The 16,354-nt window shown below is 66.0% G+C and carries 16 protein-coding genes and 1 tRNA gene; 12 read left to right on the top strand and 5 right to left on the bottom strand.

The genetic code is table 11. The features are described 5' to 3' along the window. Positions 1 to 31: 31 nt before the first annotated feature. Positions 32 to 1,012, bottom strand: a complete 981-nt coding sequence (locus GRI40_RS12890) for an NAD(P)H-dependent flavin oxidoreductase (RefSeq protein WP_160611934.1) — start codon at positions 1,010 to 1,012, stop codon at positions 32 to 34. Positions 1,013 to 1,324: 312 nt separating this feature from the next. Here GRI40_RS12890 and GRI40_RS13750 point away from each other — a divergent pair, with 312 nt between their 5' ends. Together GRI40_RS13750 and GRI40_RS12880 are read left to right on the top strand one after the other, a co-directional pair. Continuing rightward, positions 1,325 to 1,897, top strand: a complete 573-nt coding sequence (locus GRI40_RS13750; protein WP_202390351.1) for a hypothetical protein — start codon at positions 1,325 to 1,327, stop codon at positions 1,895 to 1,897. Between the two features lie 7 nt (positions 1,898 to 1,904). Continuing rightward, positions 1,905 to 3,269 carry a L,D-transpeptidase family protein gene (locus GRI40_RS12880; protein WP_160611933.1) on the top strand — a complete coding sequence of 455 codons (1,365 nt, stop codon included), beginning with the start codon at positions 1,905 to 1,907 and terminating at the stop codon, positions 3,267 to 3,269. Between the two features lie 4 nt (positions 3,270 to 3,273). On the opposite strand, the gene GRI40_RS12875 is transcribed toward GRI40_RS12880, so the two are convergent. After that, complete coding sequence (locus GRI40_RS12875) at positions 3,274 to 3,900, bottom strand: energy transducer TonB (protein WP_160611932.1); 627 nt, start codon at positions 3,898 to 3,900, stop codon at positions 3,274 to 3,276. Positions 3,901 to 4,223: 323 nt separating this feature from the next. Here GRI40_RS12875 and GRI40_RS12870 point away from each other — a divergent pair, with 323 nt between their 5' ends. The 5 genes from GRI40_RS12870 (at position 4,224) to arsH (ending at position 7,741) form a co-directional block, all read left to right on the top strand. Beyond that, positions 4,224 to 4,745, top strand: a complete 522-nt coding sequence (locus GRI40_RS12870) for a tyrosine-type recombinase/integrase (RefSeq protein WP_160611931.1) — start codon at positions 4,224 to 4,226, stop codon at positions 4,743 to 4,745. Positions 4,746 to 4,890: 145 nt separating this feature from the next. Then, positions 4,891 to 5,223 carry an ArsR/SmtB family transcription factor gene (locus GRI40_RS12865; protein ID WP_160611930.1) on the top strand — a complete coding sequence of 111 codons (333 nt, stop codon included), beginning with the start codon at positions 4,891 to 4,893 and terminating at the stop codon, positions 5,221 to 5,223. Between the two features lie 40 nt (positions 5,224 to 5,263). Beyond that, a complete protein-coding gene (arsC, locus tag GRI40_RS12860; protein ID WP_160611929.1) occupies positions 5,264 to 5,692 on the top strand; it encodes an arsenate reductase (glutaredoxin) in 429 nt (142 codons plus the stop codon). After that, the gene (locus tag GRI40_RS12855; RefSeq protein WP_160612100.1) at positions 5,692 to 6,978 is read left to right on the top strand and encodes an arsenic transporter; all 1,287 of its coding nucleotides are present in this window, start codon (positions 5,692 to 5,694) and stop codon (positions 6,976 to 6,978) included. Before arsC ends, GRI40_RS12855 begins: the two co-directional genes overlap by 1 nt. A gap of 16 nt (positions 6,979 to 6,994) precedes the next feature. Then, positions 6,995 to 7,741 carry an arsenical resistance protein ArsH gene (gene arsH / locus GRI40_RS12850; protein ID WP_160611928.1) on the top strand — a complete coding sequence of 249 codons (747 nt, stop codon included), beginning with the start codon at positions 6,995 to 6,997 and terminating at the stop codon, positions 7,739 to 7,741. A gap of 852 nt (positions 7,742 to 8,593) precedes the next feature. Here arsH and GRI40_RS12845 read toward each other — a convergent pair. After that, positions 8,594 to 8,684, bottom strand: a tRNA-Ser gene (locus GRI40_RS12845). A gap of 119 nt (positions 8,685 to 8,803) precedes the next feature. Between GRI40_RS12845 and GRI40_RS12840 the strand changes: the two genes are divergently transcribed. The 4 genes from GRI40_RS12840 (at position 8,804) to GRI40_RS12825 (ending at position 11,979) form a co-directional block, all read left to right on the top strand. Next, entirely contained in the window at positions 8,804 to 9,205 is a 402-nt protein-coding gene (locus tag GRI40_RS12840; protein WP_160611927.1) for a metallopeptidase family protein, read from the top strand. A 121-nt stretch (positions 9,206 to 9,326) separates the two neighbouring features. After that, positions 9,327 to 10,046 (top strand): ParA family protein, encoded by a 720-nt coding sequence (locus GRI40_RS12835; RefSeq protein ID WP_160611926.1) that lies wholly within the window; start codon positions 9,327 to 9,329, stop codon positions 10,044 to 10,046. Positions 10,047 to 10,069: 23 nt separating this feature from the next. Next, a complete protein-coding gene (locus GRI40_RS12830; protein WP_160611925.1) occupies positions 10,070 to 10,597 on the top strand; it encodes a hypothetical protein in 528 nt (175 codons plus the stop codon). A 26-nt stretch (positions 10,598 to 10,623) separates the two neighbouring features. Continuing rightward, complete coding sequence (locus GRI40_RS12825; RefSeq protein ID WP_160611924.1) at positions 10,624 to 11,979, top strand: SPOR domain-containing protein; 1,356 nt, start codon at positions 10,624 to 10,626, stop codon at positions 11,977 to 11,979. Positions 11,980 to 12,056: 77 nt separating this feature from the next. On the opposite strand, the gene GRI40_RS12820 is transcribed toward GRI40_RS12825, so the two are convergent. Then, positions 12,057 to 13,280, bottom strand: a complete 1,224-nt coding sequence (locus tag GRI40_RS12820) for an amidohydrolase family protein (protein ID WP_160611923.1) — start codon at positions 13,278 to 13,280, stop codon at positions 12,057 to 12,059. 25 nt (positions 13,281 to 13,305) lie between these two features. Continuing rightward, positions 13,306 to 14,349 (bottom strand): aspartate carbamoyltransferase catalytic subunit, encoded by a 1,044-nt coding sequence (locus GRI40_RS12815; protein WP_160612099.1) that lies wholly within the window; start codon positions 14,347 to 14,349, stop codon positions 13,306 to 13,308. Positions 14,350 to 14,458: 109 nt separating this feature from the next. Here GRI40_RS12815 and sppA point away from each other — a divergent pair, with 109 nt between their 5' ends. Then, complete coding sequence (gene sppA, locus GRI40_RS12810) at positions 14,459 to 16,333, top strand: signal peptide peptidase SppA (RefSeq protein ID WP_160611922.1); 1,875 nt, start codon at positions 14,459 to 14,461, stop codon at positions 16,331 to 16,333. Positions 16,334 to 16,354: the final 21 nt, after the last annotated feature.

The following is a 16,354-nucleotide window of genomic DNA, read 5'->3' as shown; positions in this document are numbered from 1 at the left end:
ATAGCGTGGGCGATCCGGAAGGAAAGAGGCGCTAGCGCGCGATGCGGTCGATTCGGGCGCGGGCTGCTTCGGCCTGCGCCATGATGTTTGCGACGAGTTCCCTGCAAGTGGGAATGTCGTGGATCAGCGCCTGGCTCTGCCCGCTGGACCAGATGCCGCCGTCGAGATCGCCCTGACCGTAAACCCGGTCGCGCCCGCGGGCCCCTGCCATCAGGTGCTTCACATCGTCGAACGTCGAATCGGGATTGCGCTGGATCGCCGCGACTTCTTCCGAGACAGCATTGCGCGCCACGCGTGCCGTGTTTCGCAAGGGGCGCCCCACGAGCACCGTGTCGCGTTCGGTGTTTTCCACGATCTTGCGCTTCACCGCCGGGTGGATCGCGGCTTCCTGCGTGGCGCAGAAGCGCGTCCCCATGTTCACGGCATCGGCGCCCAGCGCCAGTGCCGCCACGAGGCCACGCCCGTCGGCCATGCCGCCGCTGGCGATAATCGGCACGCCCGGCAGGGCGTCGACCGTCGCCGGGAGCAGGACGACCAGCCCCACGTCGTCCTCGCCCGGATGGCCGGCGCACTCGAATCCGTCGATGCTGATGACATCGACGCCCTTGCGGACCGCGCTTACGGAATGGCGGACGCTGGTACACTTGTGGATCACTTGCACGCCGGCCTCCTTGAACGCGGGGAGGTGCTCAGTCGGCGCGCGGCCGGCAGTTTCCACGATGCGCACGCCGCTCGCGATGATGGCCTCGCGATATTCCTCATACGGGATCGGATTGATCGATGGCAGCAGGGTGAGATTGACGCCGAAAGGCTTGTCGGTGATCCGGCGCACCTTGTCGATTTCCGCCCGCAGCGCCTCCCCGCTCGGAAACATGTGCGCGGTGATGAAGCCCAGCGCCCCTGCCTCCGCAACCGCGGCGACCAGTTCGCCATAACCCACACCGGTCATGCCGCCCATCACGATCGGGGTTTCGATCCCGAACATTTCGGTGATGCGCGTCTTGAAGGTCATGGGCCGGATTCTCCTTCGCGTTTCCGGCAGGGTGGCCGCACCTTGCCCTCCTGGCAAGCGCGATCGGGAACGCCAGGCATCGCCCCGGTCATCGCCGGGTCAGTTTCACGGAGATAACGCACCCGTCGCCTGCGCAAGGCGGCGGTTCGCGCAGCCCTGCGCGACCGAACGGGGCCATCGGGCGCGTCCACGGCAAATTGCCTGGGATCAGCGGCAGCGGAACGGTTGACATGGGATGGCGTTTGAAGGGCGGGCGGAGGGATTTCGTTTCGGCGAACGTGGGGACAATTCGATCAAACGAAGGAAAAAGCCATGAAGCATCCTCTTCTCACTTTGGCCGCAGCCGCTGCCTTGCCGCTCGGCGCGTGCACCTCCTACGGGAACAATGACGACACGCTCGCCAGTGCCGGAACCGGTGCGGCAATCGGTGCCGCGGGCGGCGCGGGCGTTGCTGCCGTTGCCGGTGGCGATCTCCTCACCGGTGCCGCGATCGGTGCCGCTGTCGGCGGGCTTGCCGGTGCCGTCTGGGCCGACCGCGACCGTGACGGCCGCGCCGATGGCTACGTTTATCAGGGCCAGTACTACGAAGGTTCGCCCACGAATTACCAGGCGGCGCGCAACTGCCGTAGCGTTGCCGGTACGGCGGTTCAGACCGGCGTCGCCGGCGCCGCTGTGGGTGCCGGCGCGGGCGCCCTGATCGGCGGTCTCGGCGTGCTGGAAGGCGCGGCGATCGGTGCCGCGGTCGGCGGTCTCGGCGGCGCGATCTGGGCCGACAACAACAACGACGGCTGCGTCGACGGGTATGTCCGCGAAGGACAGTACTATCCCGGTGCGCCCACCGTGCAACAGACCGCACCGGTCACTTACACCGGCGAACGAGGGTAAGACAGGAATGACGAGCACTTCACGCGCCTTCCGGGCGCTGTCCGCAGGCGCGATGCTCGTCGCAGGCATGGGCGCGGTCGTCGTGATGACGACCGCACCCATCGCCGCCCATGCGGCAGAGACGCGGCAGGGTTTGCGCTCGCCTGTTCAGGCAGCGATCGCGAACGAGGCAGGCGATCTCGATCGGTTCTACCGGGCCCGCGAATACCAACCGCTATGGCTGATGAACGACGGGACCGCGGGCGAAGCGGCCCGCGCCCTACTCCACCGGCTGGAAACCGCCCAGTTCGATGGGCTGGACGAACGCACCGTCAAACGATTCCAGACTCGGTCGATACGCCGCGATCTCGATCGCGCGGCCGATGGCCGTGCCTCGGCTATCGCGAAAGCGGACGTGCGGCTTTCGGAACTGTTCGCGAACTACGTGCGCGCCGTTCGCGCGGCGCCGCGCAGCGACATGATCCTGGAAAGCAGGGTTCTCGCACCCGTCGTGCCCACGCCGGTGTCGGCCCTTTCGGCTGCCGACAAGGCCCCTTCGCTGGCGACCTACATCAAGGACATGGGGTGGATGCACCCGTTCTATGCGCCGCTCCGCGATGCGATGGAAGCGGCCACCTTCTCGGCTGACGAGCGCCGGATCATCTGGACGAATCTCGACCGCATTCGTGCTCTCCCTGCCACGCCGGCAGAGCGGTACGTGCTCGTCGATGCGGCAAGCGCGCGGCTGTGGATGTACGAAAACGGCAAGCCGGTCGATACGATGAAGGTCGTGGTGGGAACGCCGGAGACGCCGACTCCCCCGATGGCCGGGTTCATCCGCTACGCCATCTTCAACCCCTATTGGAACGTTCCCCCCGACATGGTGCAGGGAAAGATTGCCCAGCGCGTGATCAAGGGCGGGACGCGTTACCTTCGCCAGGGCGGATATGAAGTGCTCTCGGGGTACGATGCGGATGCCGAAATCCTCGATCCGGCAGCCGTGGACTGGAAGTCGGTTGCAGCCGGCGCGCCGCCGCCGCACGTCCGCCAGAAGCCCGGCGGCAGCAACTTCATGGGCAAGGTGAAGTACGAATTCCCGAATGCCCAGGGCATCTACCTTCATGACACGCCTGAGCGGGCGCTTCTCAAGAAGGAGGATCGCCAGTTCAGCAACGGGTGCGTCCGCCTGGAAGATGCGGATCGGTTCGGCAAGTGGCTGCTCGGCCAGTCGCGTTTCAAGACCACCGCCAAGCCGGAACAGCGCGTGGACCTGCCGACGGTTGTCCCCGTGTACATTACCTACCTCACCGCGTTCCCCACCGCGAAAGGAATCGCGTTCCGGGATGATGTCTATGGACGGGATGCGCGCATGCGGTTCGCGCAGAACGACTGACTGTTCAGCGCCGGCGAGTTCCCCAAGTAAAACTGGTCTGCAATGTCGATTCGACCGGCTGGCCATCGGCATTCGTGGCCGGCGCAAAGCGGAACCGCTGAGTGAACAGCGCGCAGGTCAGGCTGTCGAGTTCCACGTGACCGCTCGACTGCGCGATCGTGCACCGATCCACTCGCCCATCGGTGCGTACGCGAAACCCGATCCGCACGGTGCCGCTGGCACCCCGGTCCGCAAGGGAGCGCGGGTAATCCCGATCCTGGAGCGCGCCTGACAGGCGGCGCGCCGGGATTGCGATGCCGCCCGTTCCGTCTCCGCCCACCCCGCTACCCGGACCAGCGCCGCTCCCGCTGCCCGCGCCCGTTCCCGTTCCGGTTCCGCTGCCACTCGCGGCGGCCGGCGACTGGGTCGAGGCGACCGCTGGGCTGGAGGGCGCGACGGGTATCGCCGCTGCCACGATGGCGGGGCTTCCGCCGCCGGCCGATGCCTCGCTCTCCGATCGATCGGACGGACGCGGCGAAGGCTCCGGCTCGGGAGGGTCAGGCGGCCGCACGGTGAAAGTGGCGATGTTCGGGGGCGCGAGAGCAGGCCCGTCTCCGCTTTGCGCCAGGCCCCAGACAAGCGCCGCCCCCATGATAGCGTTAACCGCCAGCGCAGTCGCCATGGCGCCGAAACGCCGGGGCCGGCTCTCCGCTCCACCATCGTACATCGCGTGACATCAACGATGCTCACCCGGATTGGCTCCGACCGCGAATCCACTGGCGGACCGTGCGACCTTCCGCATGATTTCATTTGTTGGGGCAATGGCGGAGCGGGAGTCCGTATAACCTTTGGTCGGCATTGTCCGCCTTTGACCATATGAAGCCAGCAATATCATAGTCTTGCTCGCAATTCTATCCGCTACCGTTCACTGGAGTCCGCGTCGAATCACCTCATTAGGTGGGAACAGGAATGGGAATGTCGGGTCTGACTGCGATCAAGGCGAAGGCGCTGAAGGAGCCTGGGAGGTACACAGATAGTCGAGGCCTGATGCTCTACGTGAAAGAGTCCGGTTCCAAGAGTTGGGTTCTTCGCCTCACCGTCAACGGCAAGCGTCGCGACATAGGGTTGGGCAGTTTCGAAGATGTCACTCTTGCCGACGCTCGTAGCAAGGCAGACGAGCTGAGGGCCATCGCTCGATCTGGAAAGGATCCTCTCAGAGAGAAGGAAGAGCAGAAAGCAGAGTCCCAGCCTCTGACTTTTCGCGAAGCCGCGGAAGCCTTCCACGAGGAGCGTAAAGCCGGCTGGAGGAACACAAAGCATCGGGCGCAGTGGCTTTCTTCACTCGAAGCTTATGCTTACCCCTTCATCGGCGATTTACCGGTGGCAGATGTCGACGGTCCCGCGATTCGCGACCTGCTGGCGAAAATCTGGCTCTCAAAGCCGGAGACAGCCCAGCGGGTAAAACAGAGGGTCGGCGCTGTGCTTGACTGGGCTTGACGGACCGCTTGTGGCACCTATTCCGATGCAACCGGACGTTCGCGCTAGCGACTTGCTTGGAGGTCTGGTTGAAGCCAGCTATTCATTCATCGATAATTTCCGATAGAATTTGACGTCAATTTGTCCCATCGGTAAATGCCGATGGATGCAAACCTCCAGCGCCCTTGAGTCCCTTGCTGCTCTCTCTCATCCAACCCGCCTCGACGCCTTCCGGCGTCTGGTGCGTAACGAACCAGAGGGCCTTTCCACCGGGCAACTCGTAGACGCATCGGGGCTCAGTCAGAGCACGTTTTCCAGCCACCTCGCCATCCTCGTCGCCGCCGACCTTGTCGTTCCGGAAAAGCGGGGGAGACAGATAATCCAGCGCGCGAACATCGAGACCCTGCGCGATCTGATGCTGTTCCTGGCGAAGGACTGCTGCGGCGGACGTGCGGACCTTTGCGAACCGCTCGCCGCAGAGCTTGCCGAATTTTGCTGAGCGACCCGCGCTCGGCGCTCCTCTTGTGAAGGAAATCTCTGTGCCCACCGACATCGTCATCTATCACAATCCCGAATGCGGCACGTCGCGCAATACTCTGGCAATGATCCGCAATGCCGGGATCGAACCGCACGTCGTGGAATACCTCAAGACCCCGCCATCGCGCAGCATGCTCGAAAGCCTGATCGACCGCGCCGGACTGAGTCCCCGAGAGGTGCTTCGTGAAAAGGGCACACCTTATGCCGAACTCGGGCTTGGCGACGAGAGCTTGAGCGATGCGGCGCTGGTCGATGCGATAATGGACCACCCGATCCTGATCAATCGCCCGCTCGTCGTCTCGCCGCTCGGTGTCCGCCTGTGCCGCCCGTCCGAGGCGGTGCTCGACATCCTGCCAAATCCCCAGCGCGGCGCCTTCGCCAAGGAGGACGGTGAGCAAATCGTGGGCGAGACCGGCCAGCGTATCGCTTGATGCTGCTTGCCATCGGAATTTTCTTCGCCACCATCACCTTGGTGATCTGGCAGCCGCGTGGACTTGGCATCGGATGGAGTGCTATCGGGGGAGCCTTGGTGGCGCTTGCCGCCGGCGTGATCTCGCTCGCCGACATTCCGGTGGTGTGGAACATCATCTGGAATGCGACCGGCGCTTTCGTCGCGATCATTCTCATCAGTCTGATTCTCGACCGCGCGGGGTTCTTCGAGTGGGCCGCGCTCCATGTCGCGCGATGGGGCCGCGGGAACGGGCGTATGCTGTTCGTGCTCGTGGTGCTGCTCGGCGCAGGCGTTGCGGCGGTCTTCGCCAATGATGGTGCCGCGCTGATCCTGACCCCGATCGTAATCGCGATGCTCCGCGCGCTGGGCTACAACGCCAAGGCGACGCTGGCCTTTGTCATGGCGGCAGGTTTCATCGCCGATACCGCCAGCCTGCCGCTGGTCGTCTCGAACCTCGTCAATATCGTGTCGGCCGATTTCTTCGACATCGGGTTCGGCGAATATGCGCTGGTTATGGTGCCGGTCGATCTTGCCGCCATCGCGGCCACGCTGACAGCGCTGATGGTGTTCTTCCGCAAGGACATTCCAGCCACCTACGACCTCACCCAGCTGCGCGCTCCGGAAGAGGCGATCCAAGACAGCGCGACTTTTCGCGCCGGATGGGTGGTTCTGGCATTGCTGCTGGTCGGTTTCTTCGTCCTCGATCCGCTCGGCGTGCCGATCAGCGCGGTCGCGGCGGCCGGCGCGCTGGCGCTCATTTCCATCGCTGCGCGCGGACAGGCCATTCCGACCGGCCACGTGATCCGCGAGGCCCCCTGGCAGGTCGTGATCTTCTCGCTCGGCATGTATCTGGTCGTATACGGCATGAGCAACGCCGGGCTCGCCGCTGTCATAGCGGAACTGCTCGAACGCTCGGCAGAGGGCGGTGTGTGGGGCGCCACCTTCGGAACAGGCATCCTGTCGGCAGTGCTTTCTTCGGGCATGAACAACATGCCCACCGTCCTCGTCGGCGCATTGTCGATCGACGCAAGCGGCGCCACCGGACCTGTTCGGGACGCGATGATCTACGCCAACGTCATTGGCTGCGATCTCGGGCCCAAGATCACCCCGATCGGTTCGCTCGCGACGCTGCTGTGGCTGCATGTGCTGGGTCAGAAGGGCGTGACGATCGGCTGGGGCTATTACTTCCGCGTCGGCATCACCCTGACCACGCCGATCCTGCTGGTGACCCTGGCCGCGCTGGCCCTTCGCCTCACGTTGACCTGATCCACGGAGATTGCTCATGTACCGTTTGCGCACGCTCCCCGATCCCGACAGCTTCCCTGCGCTGGATCGTGACTTCGTTAATGTTCGACCAGCTGTCGGTCTTGGCGATGATCAGCCGCCGCCGCGCATCCTGCTACTCTACGGCTCCCTGCGCGAGCGCTCGTATTCGCGGCTCGCGATCGAGGAAGCCGCCCGATTGCTCCAGCTGTTCGGGGCGGAGACGCGCATCTTCGATCCGTCCGATCTGCCGCTGCCCGATCAGGTCGGCGGGGATGACCATCCCGCCGTCCACGAATTGCGCGAACACGCGTTCTGGTCTGAGGGTATGGTGTGGTGCAGCCCCGAACGGCACGGCCAGATCACCGGCATCATGAAAACACAGATTGATCACCTGCCGCTCAGCATCGGTGGCATGCGTCCTACTCAGGGGCGGACGCTGGCGGTCATGCAGGTGTCGGCCGGATCGCAGTCCTTCAACACGGTCAACACGCTGCGGCTGCTTGGCCGCTGGATGCGGATGTTCACGATCCCCAACCAATCCAGCGTGCCCAAGGCATATGAGGAGTTCGACGACGCCGGCCGTATGAAGCCTTCCCCGCTTTACGACCGCATCGTGGACGTCATGGAGGAACTGGTGCGCTTTACTGTGCTGCTACGCCCGTATGCCCAACAACTGGTCGATCGCTATTCGGAGCGCAAGGAGGCGGGTCGCGTCATGGATCCTAAGAAGGATATATCGGCGATTGCTCTGTCCTCATCGTGATGACCGCTTTCGGGCCCTCGCCGCGTAGGCTCGAATGGCCGAGATTGGGGCGCGAAGCGGACACGCCGTTTAGCGCGACACTGGACTACGTCCCCTGCGCGGAAATTCTTGTTTTCAAGCGCAAGATTACCTGGATGGAACCGTTCAGCGAGAACGCCCTCTGTCCTGCACCACGTGTACCCCCTGTGGCGGCGACCGAGTTCCGCGAACTTATCAACTAGAGACATCCACTCTCACGGTCTCGACGACGCTTCGCCCAGCGCGTTCCGCGGAGATCAAATCCGCCTTTCAAGTTGCAGAAACTGGAGAAATCAGCGGTTCTACGAGGCCGAGGATGGGCTGTTCCCACTTCAGTTCCCACACAAGGACCCGACGGCCTAACGATGAAGGGCGCAAAGCACTGATGGCGCGCCTGATCAAAGGGCGTTTGGGGTAGCTCCAGTCCGATCTCCCTGATGCGTCCCTTCTGAAAGGGGATTAAAGTTCTGTCAGCTTTGGCAGTGCGGCCCGGCCTATCCTGGACGCCAAACAGGCGCGCTGAGAAATTGGCGAGCGAGAGAGGCGGAAAATTGGGGTAGATTAGGTCCAGCGCAGGCACACCGGAATGCCGAAAGTGGCGGAAAACTGCCAATTTCTTTCGCCCGTCCTCGCTCGGCGACCATTAGCCTCCGGTAATCGATTAACTAGGAGAGGCTAATCACAGGCATATCCGAAGCACCCAAGCCCGCAACCGCGCTCTCTATGTCCGCCAATGATTGCCGGCAACCGGCGCACACGGTGGGAACAGGAGTGGGAACGTAAGATCTAGTTGAGGCTTTTTCCTCGCAATTTCATAGCCTTAGATAGACAGAATGGCGGAGCGGGAGGGATTCGAACCCTCGATACGCTTGTGACGTATACTCACTTTCCAGGCGAGCGCCTTCGACCACTCGGCCACCGCTCCGCATGCACTGGGCAGGGGCCGCGCCCTAGCGGGCCCGGGGGGCGCTGACAAGCGCGGCGGCGCGCACTACACAGACCGCTGTTACCCGCAGCTCGCGGCCGCGCCAGCCAGGACCCGTGATGACCCGCACATTCGGCACCCCGCCCTCTCCGGACGAGTTCGAGGCGATCGCCCGCACCGCGCTGGCCCGGCTGCCCGAGCAATTCGCGGCGCATATCGGCGACGTGGTGATGAGCGTCGAGGAATTCGCCGACGAGGCGACGCTGGCGGACATGGGTATCGAAGATCCGTTCATGCTCAGCGGTTTGTTCGAAGGCGTGGCCATGACCGAGCATTCGATCGAGATGAGCGGCCAGATGCCCAACCGGGTACGCCTGTTCCGCCAGCCGATACTCGACGAATGGATCGCGGAGGGAGAGGATCTCGAACACCTGGTCGCCCACGTGGTGATCCATGAAATCGGCCACCATTTCGGCTTGAGCGACGACGATATGCACGCGCTCGAGGACATGGCGGACTAGATCGCGCAGGCCCCGGCGTGACCGGCGTCATTAACGCAAAATTAGGGGTATGCTGCGATCTCCGGTCCCGCGGAGTGCATGGGTGCGCTCCTGCAAACAGGGTTTTTCAGGGGGACCAGCCTTGCGGGTACTGGCATTGGCTTCGCAAAAGGGCGGATCGGGCAAAACGACCCTGTCCGGCCACTTGGCAGTGCAGGCGCAGCGCGCCGGCGCGGGGCCGGTGGTGTTGATCGACATCGATCCGCAGGGGTCGCTGGCCGACTGGTGGAACGAACGCGAAGCCGAATATCCCGCCTTCGCGCAGACGACGGTGGCTCGCCTCGCCGCCGATCTGCAAGTCCTGCGCCAGCAGGGCTTCAAGCTGGCCGTCATCGACACGCCGCCGGCGATCACCATGGCGATCCAGTCGGTCATCTCCGTTGCGGAGCTGATCGTCGTGCCGACGCGGCCCAGCCCGCACGATCTGCGCGCCGTCGGCGCGACGGTCGATCTGTGCGAGCGTGCCGGCAAGCCGTTGATCTTCGTCGTCAACGCCGCAACGCCCAAGGCGAAGATTACCAGCGAAGCCGCAGTCGCGCTTAGCCAGCACGGCACCGTGGCCCCGATCACCCTGCATCACCGCACCGATTTCGCCGCCTCGATGATCGACGGCCGCACCGTCATGGAGGTCGACCCGGAAGGCCGCTCCGCCGCCGAGATGGCCGCGCTGTGGAACTACGTGTCCGACCGGCTCGAAAAGAATTTCCGCCGCACGGTGTTCGCCGCGCCCGGTGCGATCTCGCAGGCGCCGGGCGCCGCCTATCGCCCCCAGGGCGGCTTCGGCCGCCGAGTCGCCCAGTAAGCGAATAGAAAGGGCCTGTCGCAGTGGCCGAAACATCGTTCGCCTCGCTCAGCCCTTCGCTGCTGGCCCGCAAGGGCGGCGCGAAGCCGGCCATGCGCCCGCAGCACGCCGCGCTGGCGTCGATGCCGACCCAGGCGCCCGACGCCGACGACCTGTCCGAACAGCTCGAGGATCTTGGTTGGAACGACATGGGCGATGGCGACGCCCCGACCGCCGAGATCGTGCAGCTCACGCCCATGCCGCGCCATGCCGAAGCCGAGGCCGCCACGGTCGAGAGCGCCCGCCCCGCGATCGTGCACCAGCAGGAATCGCTCGCCGATCGGATCGCCGCGCCCGCGCCCGCGCCGCGCAAGCCGGCCGCAACCCGTGCCAGGCCTGGATCGCGCGCGGCGTTCACGCTGCGCCTTGATCCCGAACGCCATCTCAAGCTCCGCCTCGCCACCACGATCAGGGGCGTCAGCGCCCAGTCGCTGGTGACCGAAGCGCTGGACATTCTTCTGGGCGACATGCCCGAGCTCGACACGCTTGCCGCGCAGGTGAAGCGGCGCTGATAACGGGATCCTGAGGGGGACACGACATGACCCGCACCGCAAAGATGTGCCGCATGCTGGCACTGTTCGCCGGCACCGCGCTCGCCTCCGCCAGCCTCACCGGCTGCGCCACGCAGGCCGCACCGCGTGCCGACCTTTCGGCCGGCAAGGCGGAAGCGGCGCTGAAGAAAGGCAACGTCGGCAGCGCGGTCGCCAATGCGGAGGCCGCTGTCCTGGCAGACCCGCGCAATGCCGCCTACCGCACGATGTTGGGCGCGGCCTACATGGAGGCCGGACGCTTCCTCGCCGCGCGCACCAGCTTCGACGACGCGATGACACTGGGAGACGCCAGCGCGCGCACCGCTCTGGGTTATGTCCTTGCCTCCATCGCCGCCGGAGAGCGCGCGGCCGCGCTGCAAGTGCTCGGCGCCCGGCAGAACGAGATCCCGGCGTCCGACCTCGGCCTCGCGCTCGCATTGGCAGGCGAGACGCGCGAGGCGGTCCACGTGCTCACCACCGCCGTGCGCAGCGGCGACAACACGCCGAAGAGCCGCCAGAACCTCGCCTACGCCCTCGCCCTCAATGGCGAATGGGCCGGTGCGCGCATCATGGCTGCCGAAGACGTGCCGGCCGACCAGCTGGATGCGCGCCTGCAGGAATGGGCGCAACTTGCGCGGCCCGAATCGTTCGGAGTGCGGGTCGCCAGCGTGCTCGGCACCCGAATTGCCACCGATCCGGGCCAGCCTGTGCATCTGGCGTTGGCCAATCATCCCACCATTCCGCAGCTCGCCGCCGAGGCCGAAGCATTTGCCGAACCGCTCGCCCCCACCCAGGCCGCCGAAGGCCCGGTGTTGGCGCAAGCTGAGCTGCCGCCTGCGGACGGCGCTGCTTACGCTGACGTGGGCGTCCGTCTTGCGGCGGCTGCCCCGGCGCCTTCCCCGCAATCTTTCGACAGCGCTTTCACGGCAGAAGCTGCCGCTTCGGTGACGGCAGTTGCGGAGCCGCGGACCGTCACCAAGCCAGTGGTCCAGCCGGCGCCTGCCCGCGTCGCAGCAGCCAGGCCGTCTGTGCGACGCGCCCCGGCCCGCGCTGTCGAGCCGGCCGCGACGTCAGGGAATCATCTGGTCCAGCTCGGATCGTTTTCCAGCGAAGCCGCTGCGCGGCGCGCCTGGGGGATATATGTGGCGCGGATTCCGCAGCTGTCGGGCTTCGACATGGTCATCACCAAGGCGGTAGTGCGGGGCAAGACATACTACAGGGTGTCGGCCGGCGGCCTTCAGCGCGCCCAGGCCGGTTCGATCTGTTCGTCGGTCAAGTCGCGCGGGCAGGCCTGCTTCGCATGGTCGCAAGGCCGTCCGATGCCTGGCGCCGTCGCACGTACCACCCGCATGGCGGCACGCTAGACCACAAAAAATTACGGGCCATCGAGGGGAGAGCCTCTTTCCGTGAATAGCGGAAAGGGGCTCTCGTTCGGTCCGGTTCAGGAGAGGCGCACGCCGCCCTTCCACACGGCGGTGGCGCGGCCTTGCGCAGGCTGGCGGTCGAACGGCGTGTTTCCGGCGGTGGCGGCCATCTTGCGGCAGTCGATTACCCACGGGCGATCCGGATCGATCAGGACGATGTCGGCCTCCGTGCCCGGCTCCAGCCGGCCAGCTTCGACGCCCAGCATTCGCGCGGGGGCGCCGGCCATCAGGTCGAAGGCACGCGGCAGATCGACCACGCCATCGCGCACGAGCGTCAGCGTCATCGGCAGCAAGGTCTCCGCGCCGGCCATGCCGGGTGCGGCGTCCGCGAAGGGCAGTCGCTTGTCTTCCGGGCCGTGGGGATCGTGACCGCTCGCGATGACATCGATCGTCCCGTCGGCAATCGCCTCGCGCACGGCCTGCCGATCGTCCTCGCAGCGGAGCGGCGGCGAGAGCCGGGCGAAAGTGCGGAAGTCCATCGTCGCGAGGTCGGACAACATGAAGTGCGCCGGGGTCACCCCCGCCGTGACCGCGACCCCGCGCGCTTTCGCCGAGCGAACAAGATCGAGCGCGCCGCGCGTCGTCACCTGGCGAAGGTGCAGCCGTGCCCCGGCCAATTCGGCGAGCGCGATGTCGCGCGCGGCCGCCAGCGCCTCCGCTTCCGCCGGCGCCGACGGAAGCCCCAGGCGCGTGGCGATCTCCCCTGCTGTCGCGGCGGCCCCTCCCCCCAGGCCACCATCTTCCGCGTGGGATATGACCACGAGATCGAGCATCGCCGCGTATTGCAGCAGGCGGAGCATGACGCCCGAATCCGCGATCCAGTGCCGCCCTGTCGCGATCGCCCGCGCTCCGGCGTCACGCATGAGCGCGATTTCCGCCAGTTCCCGACCTGCCAGCCCCACCGTCGCAGCCGCCAGCGGATGAACCCACAGGTCCGGCTTCCCGCTCTTGGCGATGAAATTGACCCGCGCTGCATAGTCGAGCGGCGGGTTCTGGTCGGGCATCAGCGCCGCCCGGGTAATCCCGCCGAAGCGGAACGCCGGCTTGTCGACCGCGAAGACCCCCAGGTCGACAAGACCCGGAGCAACAAGCCGGCCGCCCGCATCGACGATTTCGTCCCCGTCCCGAGCATCGGCGAAGTCAGCGATGCGGCCATCCACCAACCGGATGCTCCCTTCGCGGATGCCGCCAGGCGTGACCAGCCTGCCGGCGACAATGGCGATGGCCCGCTGCTGCTTCACGTCCCCAATCCTGCCCGACGAGCGATCATGCCCAGCCCTCGACCCGGCGGCGCCGGCGGGTCAGCACATCGAGACACGCCATTCGCATGGCCACGCCCATCTCCACCTGCCGGGTGATGATCGACCGGTCGATCATGTCGGCGACGTCGCTGTCGATCTCCACCCCGCGGTTCATTGGCCCGGGATGCATGACCAGCGCGTCCGGCGCCGCCTGCGCAAGGCGCCGTGCGGTAAGGCCGTAAAGATGGTGGTACTCGCGCGCGCTCGGCACGAACTGGCCGTTCATCCGCTCCGTCTGCAGGCGCAGCATCATGACGACGTCCGTCCCCGCCAGCGCCCGATCGAAATCGTGGAATGGCTCCACGCCCATGCCCTCGATCCCGACGGGCATCAGCGATGGCGGTGCACAAACGCGGACGGTTGCCCCCAGCGCCTGCATGCAGAGGATGTTGGAGCGGGCGACACGGCTGTGGAGGACGTCCCCGCAGATCGTGATGGTCCGGCCCGTGAAGTCATCACCTGCCTGCCCGCGATCGCCCAGGGCATGGCGCAGCGCGAGCGCGTCGAGCAACGCCTGTGTCGGATGTTCGTGGCTGCCGTCACCTGCATTCAGGACCGGACAATCGACCTGGTCGGCGATCAGCGCCACCGCTCCGCTCGATCCATGGCGGATCACGATCGCATCGGCGCGCATGGCGTTAAGCGTGATCGCCGTATCGATCAGGGTCTCGCCCTTTTTCACGCTCGATTGCGCAGCGTGCATGTTCACGACATCGGCGCCAAGGCGCTTCCCGGCGATCTCGAAACTCAGCAACGTGCGGGTGCTGTTCTCGAAGAAAGCGTTGATTACCGTCAATCCGGCAAGACGGTCCGTGTGCTTGGCGGCACCGCGGTTCAGCGCCACCCACTGCTCCGCCTCCTCCAGGAGATAGAGGATTTCATGCCGTGCAAGCAGTCCGATGCCGAGCAGGTCGCGGTGCGGAAAGGCGTCGGCGCCGGACGGAAAACGTCCCGCTGATTGGGAGACGACGGGACCGGTCGCCCCGCGCGATGATTCCGCCGATGTCATTGAAGCCATGCCCTTGGTCGAGCGGGGTATGCCGGTCAAGCGCATTCGGGTGGCGCGCGGCGTCCGGCTCCTCTAACGCCTCTGGCAAAGCAAAAGGAATTCTCTTCGCATGTCTTTCGCGCGCAAAGTCTGGCACCTTATCGTCGCCGTCAAGGACGGCCTCAGCCTGGTGTTCCTGCTGCTGTTCTTCTTCGCGATCTACGCCGTCCTGACGATGCGGCCCAGCCCCGCCGCAGTGCGCGAAGGCGCGCTGGTGCTGGAGCTTGACGGCACCATCGTCGAAGAAAAGCGCGAGATCGACCTGTTCAGCGCGTTGCTGGCGGGCGAGGCGCCGGCTGGCGAATACGACGTGCAGGAACTGGTGCACGCCATCGACGAGGCGGCGAGCGATGATCGGGTGAAAGCCGTGGTGCTCGACCTGTCCCGCTTCGTCGGCGGGGGCCAGGTGCACCTCAACGAAGTGGGCGCCGCGCTGGACCGCGTGCGCGCGGCGAAAAAGCCGGTGCTCGCCTGGGCGGTGGCCTACACCGACGACGGGGTGCTGCTCGCCAGCCACGCCAGCGAGGTGTGGGTCGATCCGCTGGGCGGGGCGATCGTCACCGGGCCGGGCGGCAACAACCTCTATTACGGCGAACTGCTCCGCAACCTCGACGTCAATGCGCGGGTTTACAAGATCGGCACCTACAAGAGCGCGGTCGAACCCTACACCCTGAATGAAATGTCGGAGCCGGCACGGGAGAACTACACCCAGCTTTACGGCGCCTTGTGGAGCGAATGGCAGGCCAACGTGCAGCGGGCACGGCCCAAGGTGCGCCTGGCGGAGGCCACGCGCGACCCGGCGGCATGGTTCGCCGCCGCGCAAGGCGACGCCGCCACCGCGGCGAAGAACGCCGGCCTGGTCGACCGCCTGGGAGACAAGGTCGAATTCGGAAAGCGCGTCGCGGCGGTCGCTGGCGCCGATACCTGGAGCGAGCTGCCCGGCGCCTATGCCCGCACCGACCTCGATGCGTGGATGGCGGACAAGCCCATGCCCGACACGGGAGATGCCATCGGCGTCATCACCATCGCGGGCGAGATCGTGGACGGCGATGCCGGGCCCGGCCAGGCGGGCGGCGAACGGATCGCAAAGCTGCTCGACAAAGCGCTCGACGATGATCTGAAGGGGCTGGTCGTGCGGGTGGATTCGCCCGGCGGCTCGGTCCTCGCCAGCGAGGAGATCCGGCGGGCGATCCTGCGTCACAAGGCGAAGGGCATTCCGATTGCCGTCTCGATGGCCAACCTCGCCGCCAGCGGTGGTTACTGGGTGTCGACCCCGGCCCAGCGCATCTTCGCAGAGCCCGACACGATCACCGGATCGATCGGCATTTTCGCCGTGGTGCCCACGTTCGAGAACCTGGCATCCGAGTGGGGCGTCAACTCGAGCGGTGTCTCGACGACCCCGCTGTCCGGCCAGCCCGACCTGATCGGCGGCTTCCCCCCGCAGGTGGACGCCCTGCTTCAGGGCTATGTCGAGGACGGATACCGCGACTTCATCGGCCGCGTGGCTCAGGCCCGCAAGCTGACGCCGGCCCGGGTCGACGAGATCGGCCAGGGACGCGTGTGGGACGGCGGCACCGCGCGGCAGATCGGCCTCGTCGATCAGTACGGCGGCCTGCAGGACGCGCTGGCCTGGGTCGCCGGCCGGGCCAAGCTGGGCGATGGCGAGTGGCATGCCGAATACCTCGGCCAGGAAACCGGCACGGCCGACACACTGCTGCGCCAGATGCTGATCGACGATGGCGAACGGGCCGCAACGAGCGATCTGTTCGCGGCGCTGGCGGGCCGCCAGCAGGCCATGCTCGGCCGGATTGTCAGCGATGCCGAACGCCTCACCCGGTCGCAGGGCATCCAGGCCCTGTGCCTGGAGTGCGGCGGCATGGTCCAGGCCGCGCCAGCCCGGCCGCTCCAAGGCTGGATCGCGCGCCTGCTCGCCCTGTTCGCATAGCGGGTTGCCAAGCTGCCCACC

The organism is Tsuneonella aeria (genome assembly GCF_009827495.1).
GTDB lineage: Bacteria > Pseudomonadota > Alphaproteobacteria > Sphingomonadales > Sphingomonadaceae > Tsuneonella > Tsuneonella aeria.
Note: the sequence above shows the minus strand (reverse complement) of the source record. Positions and strands in the feature narration are given on the sequence as shown.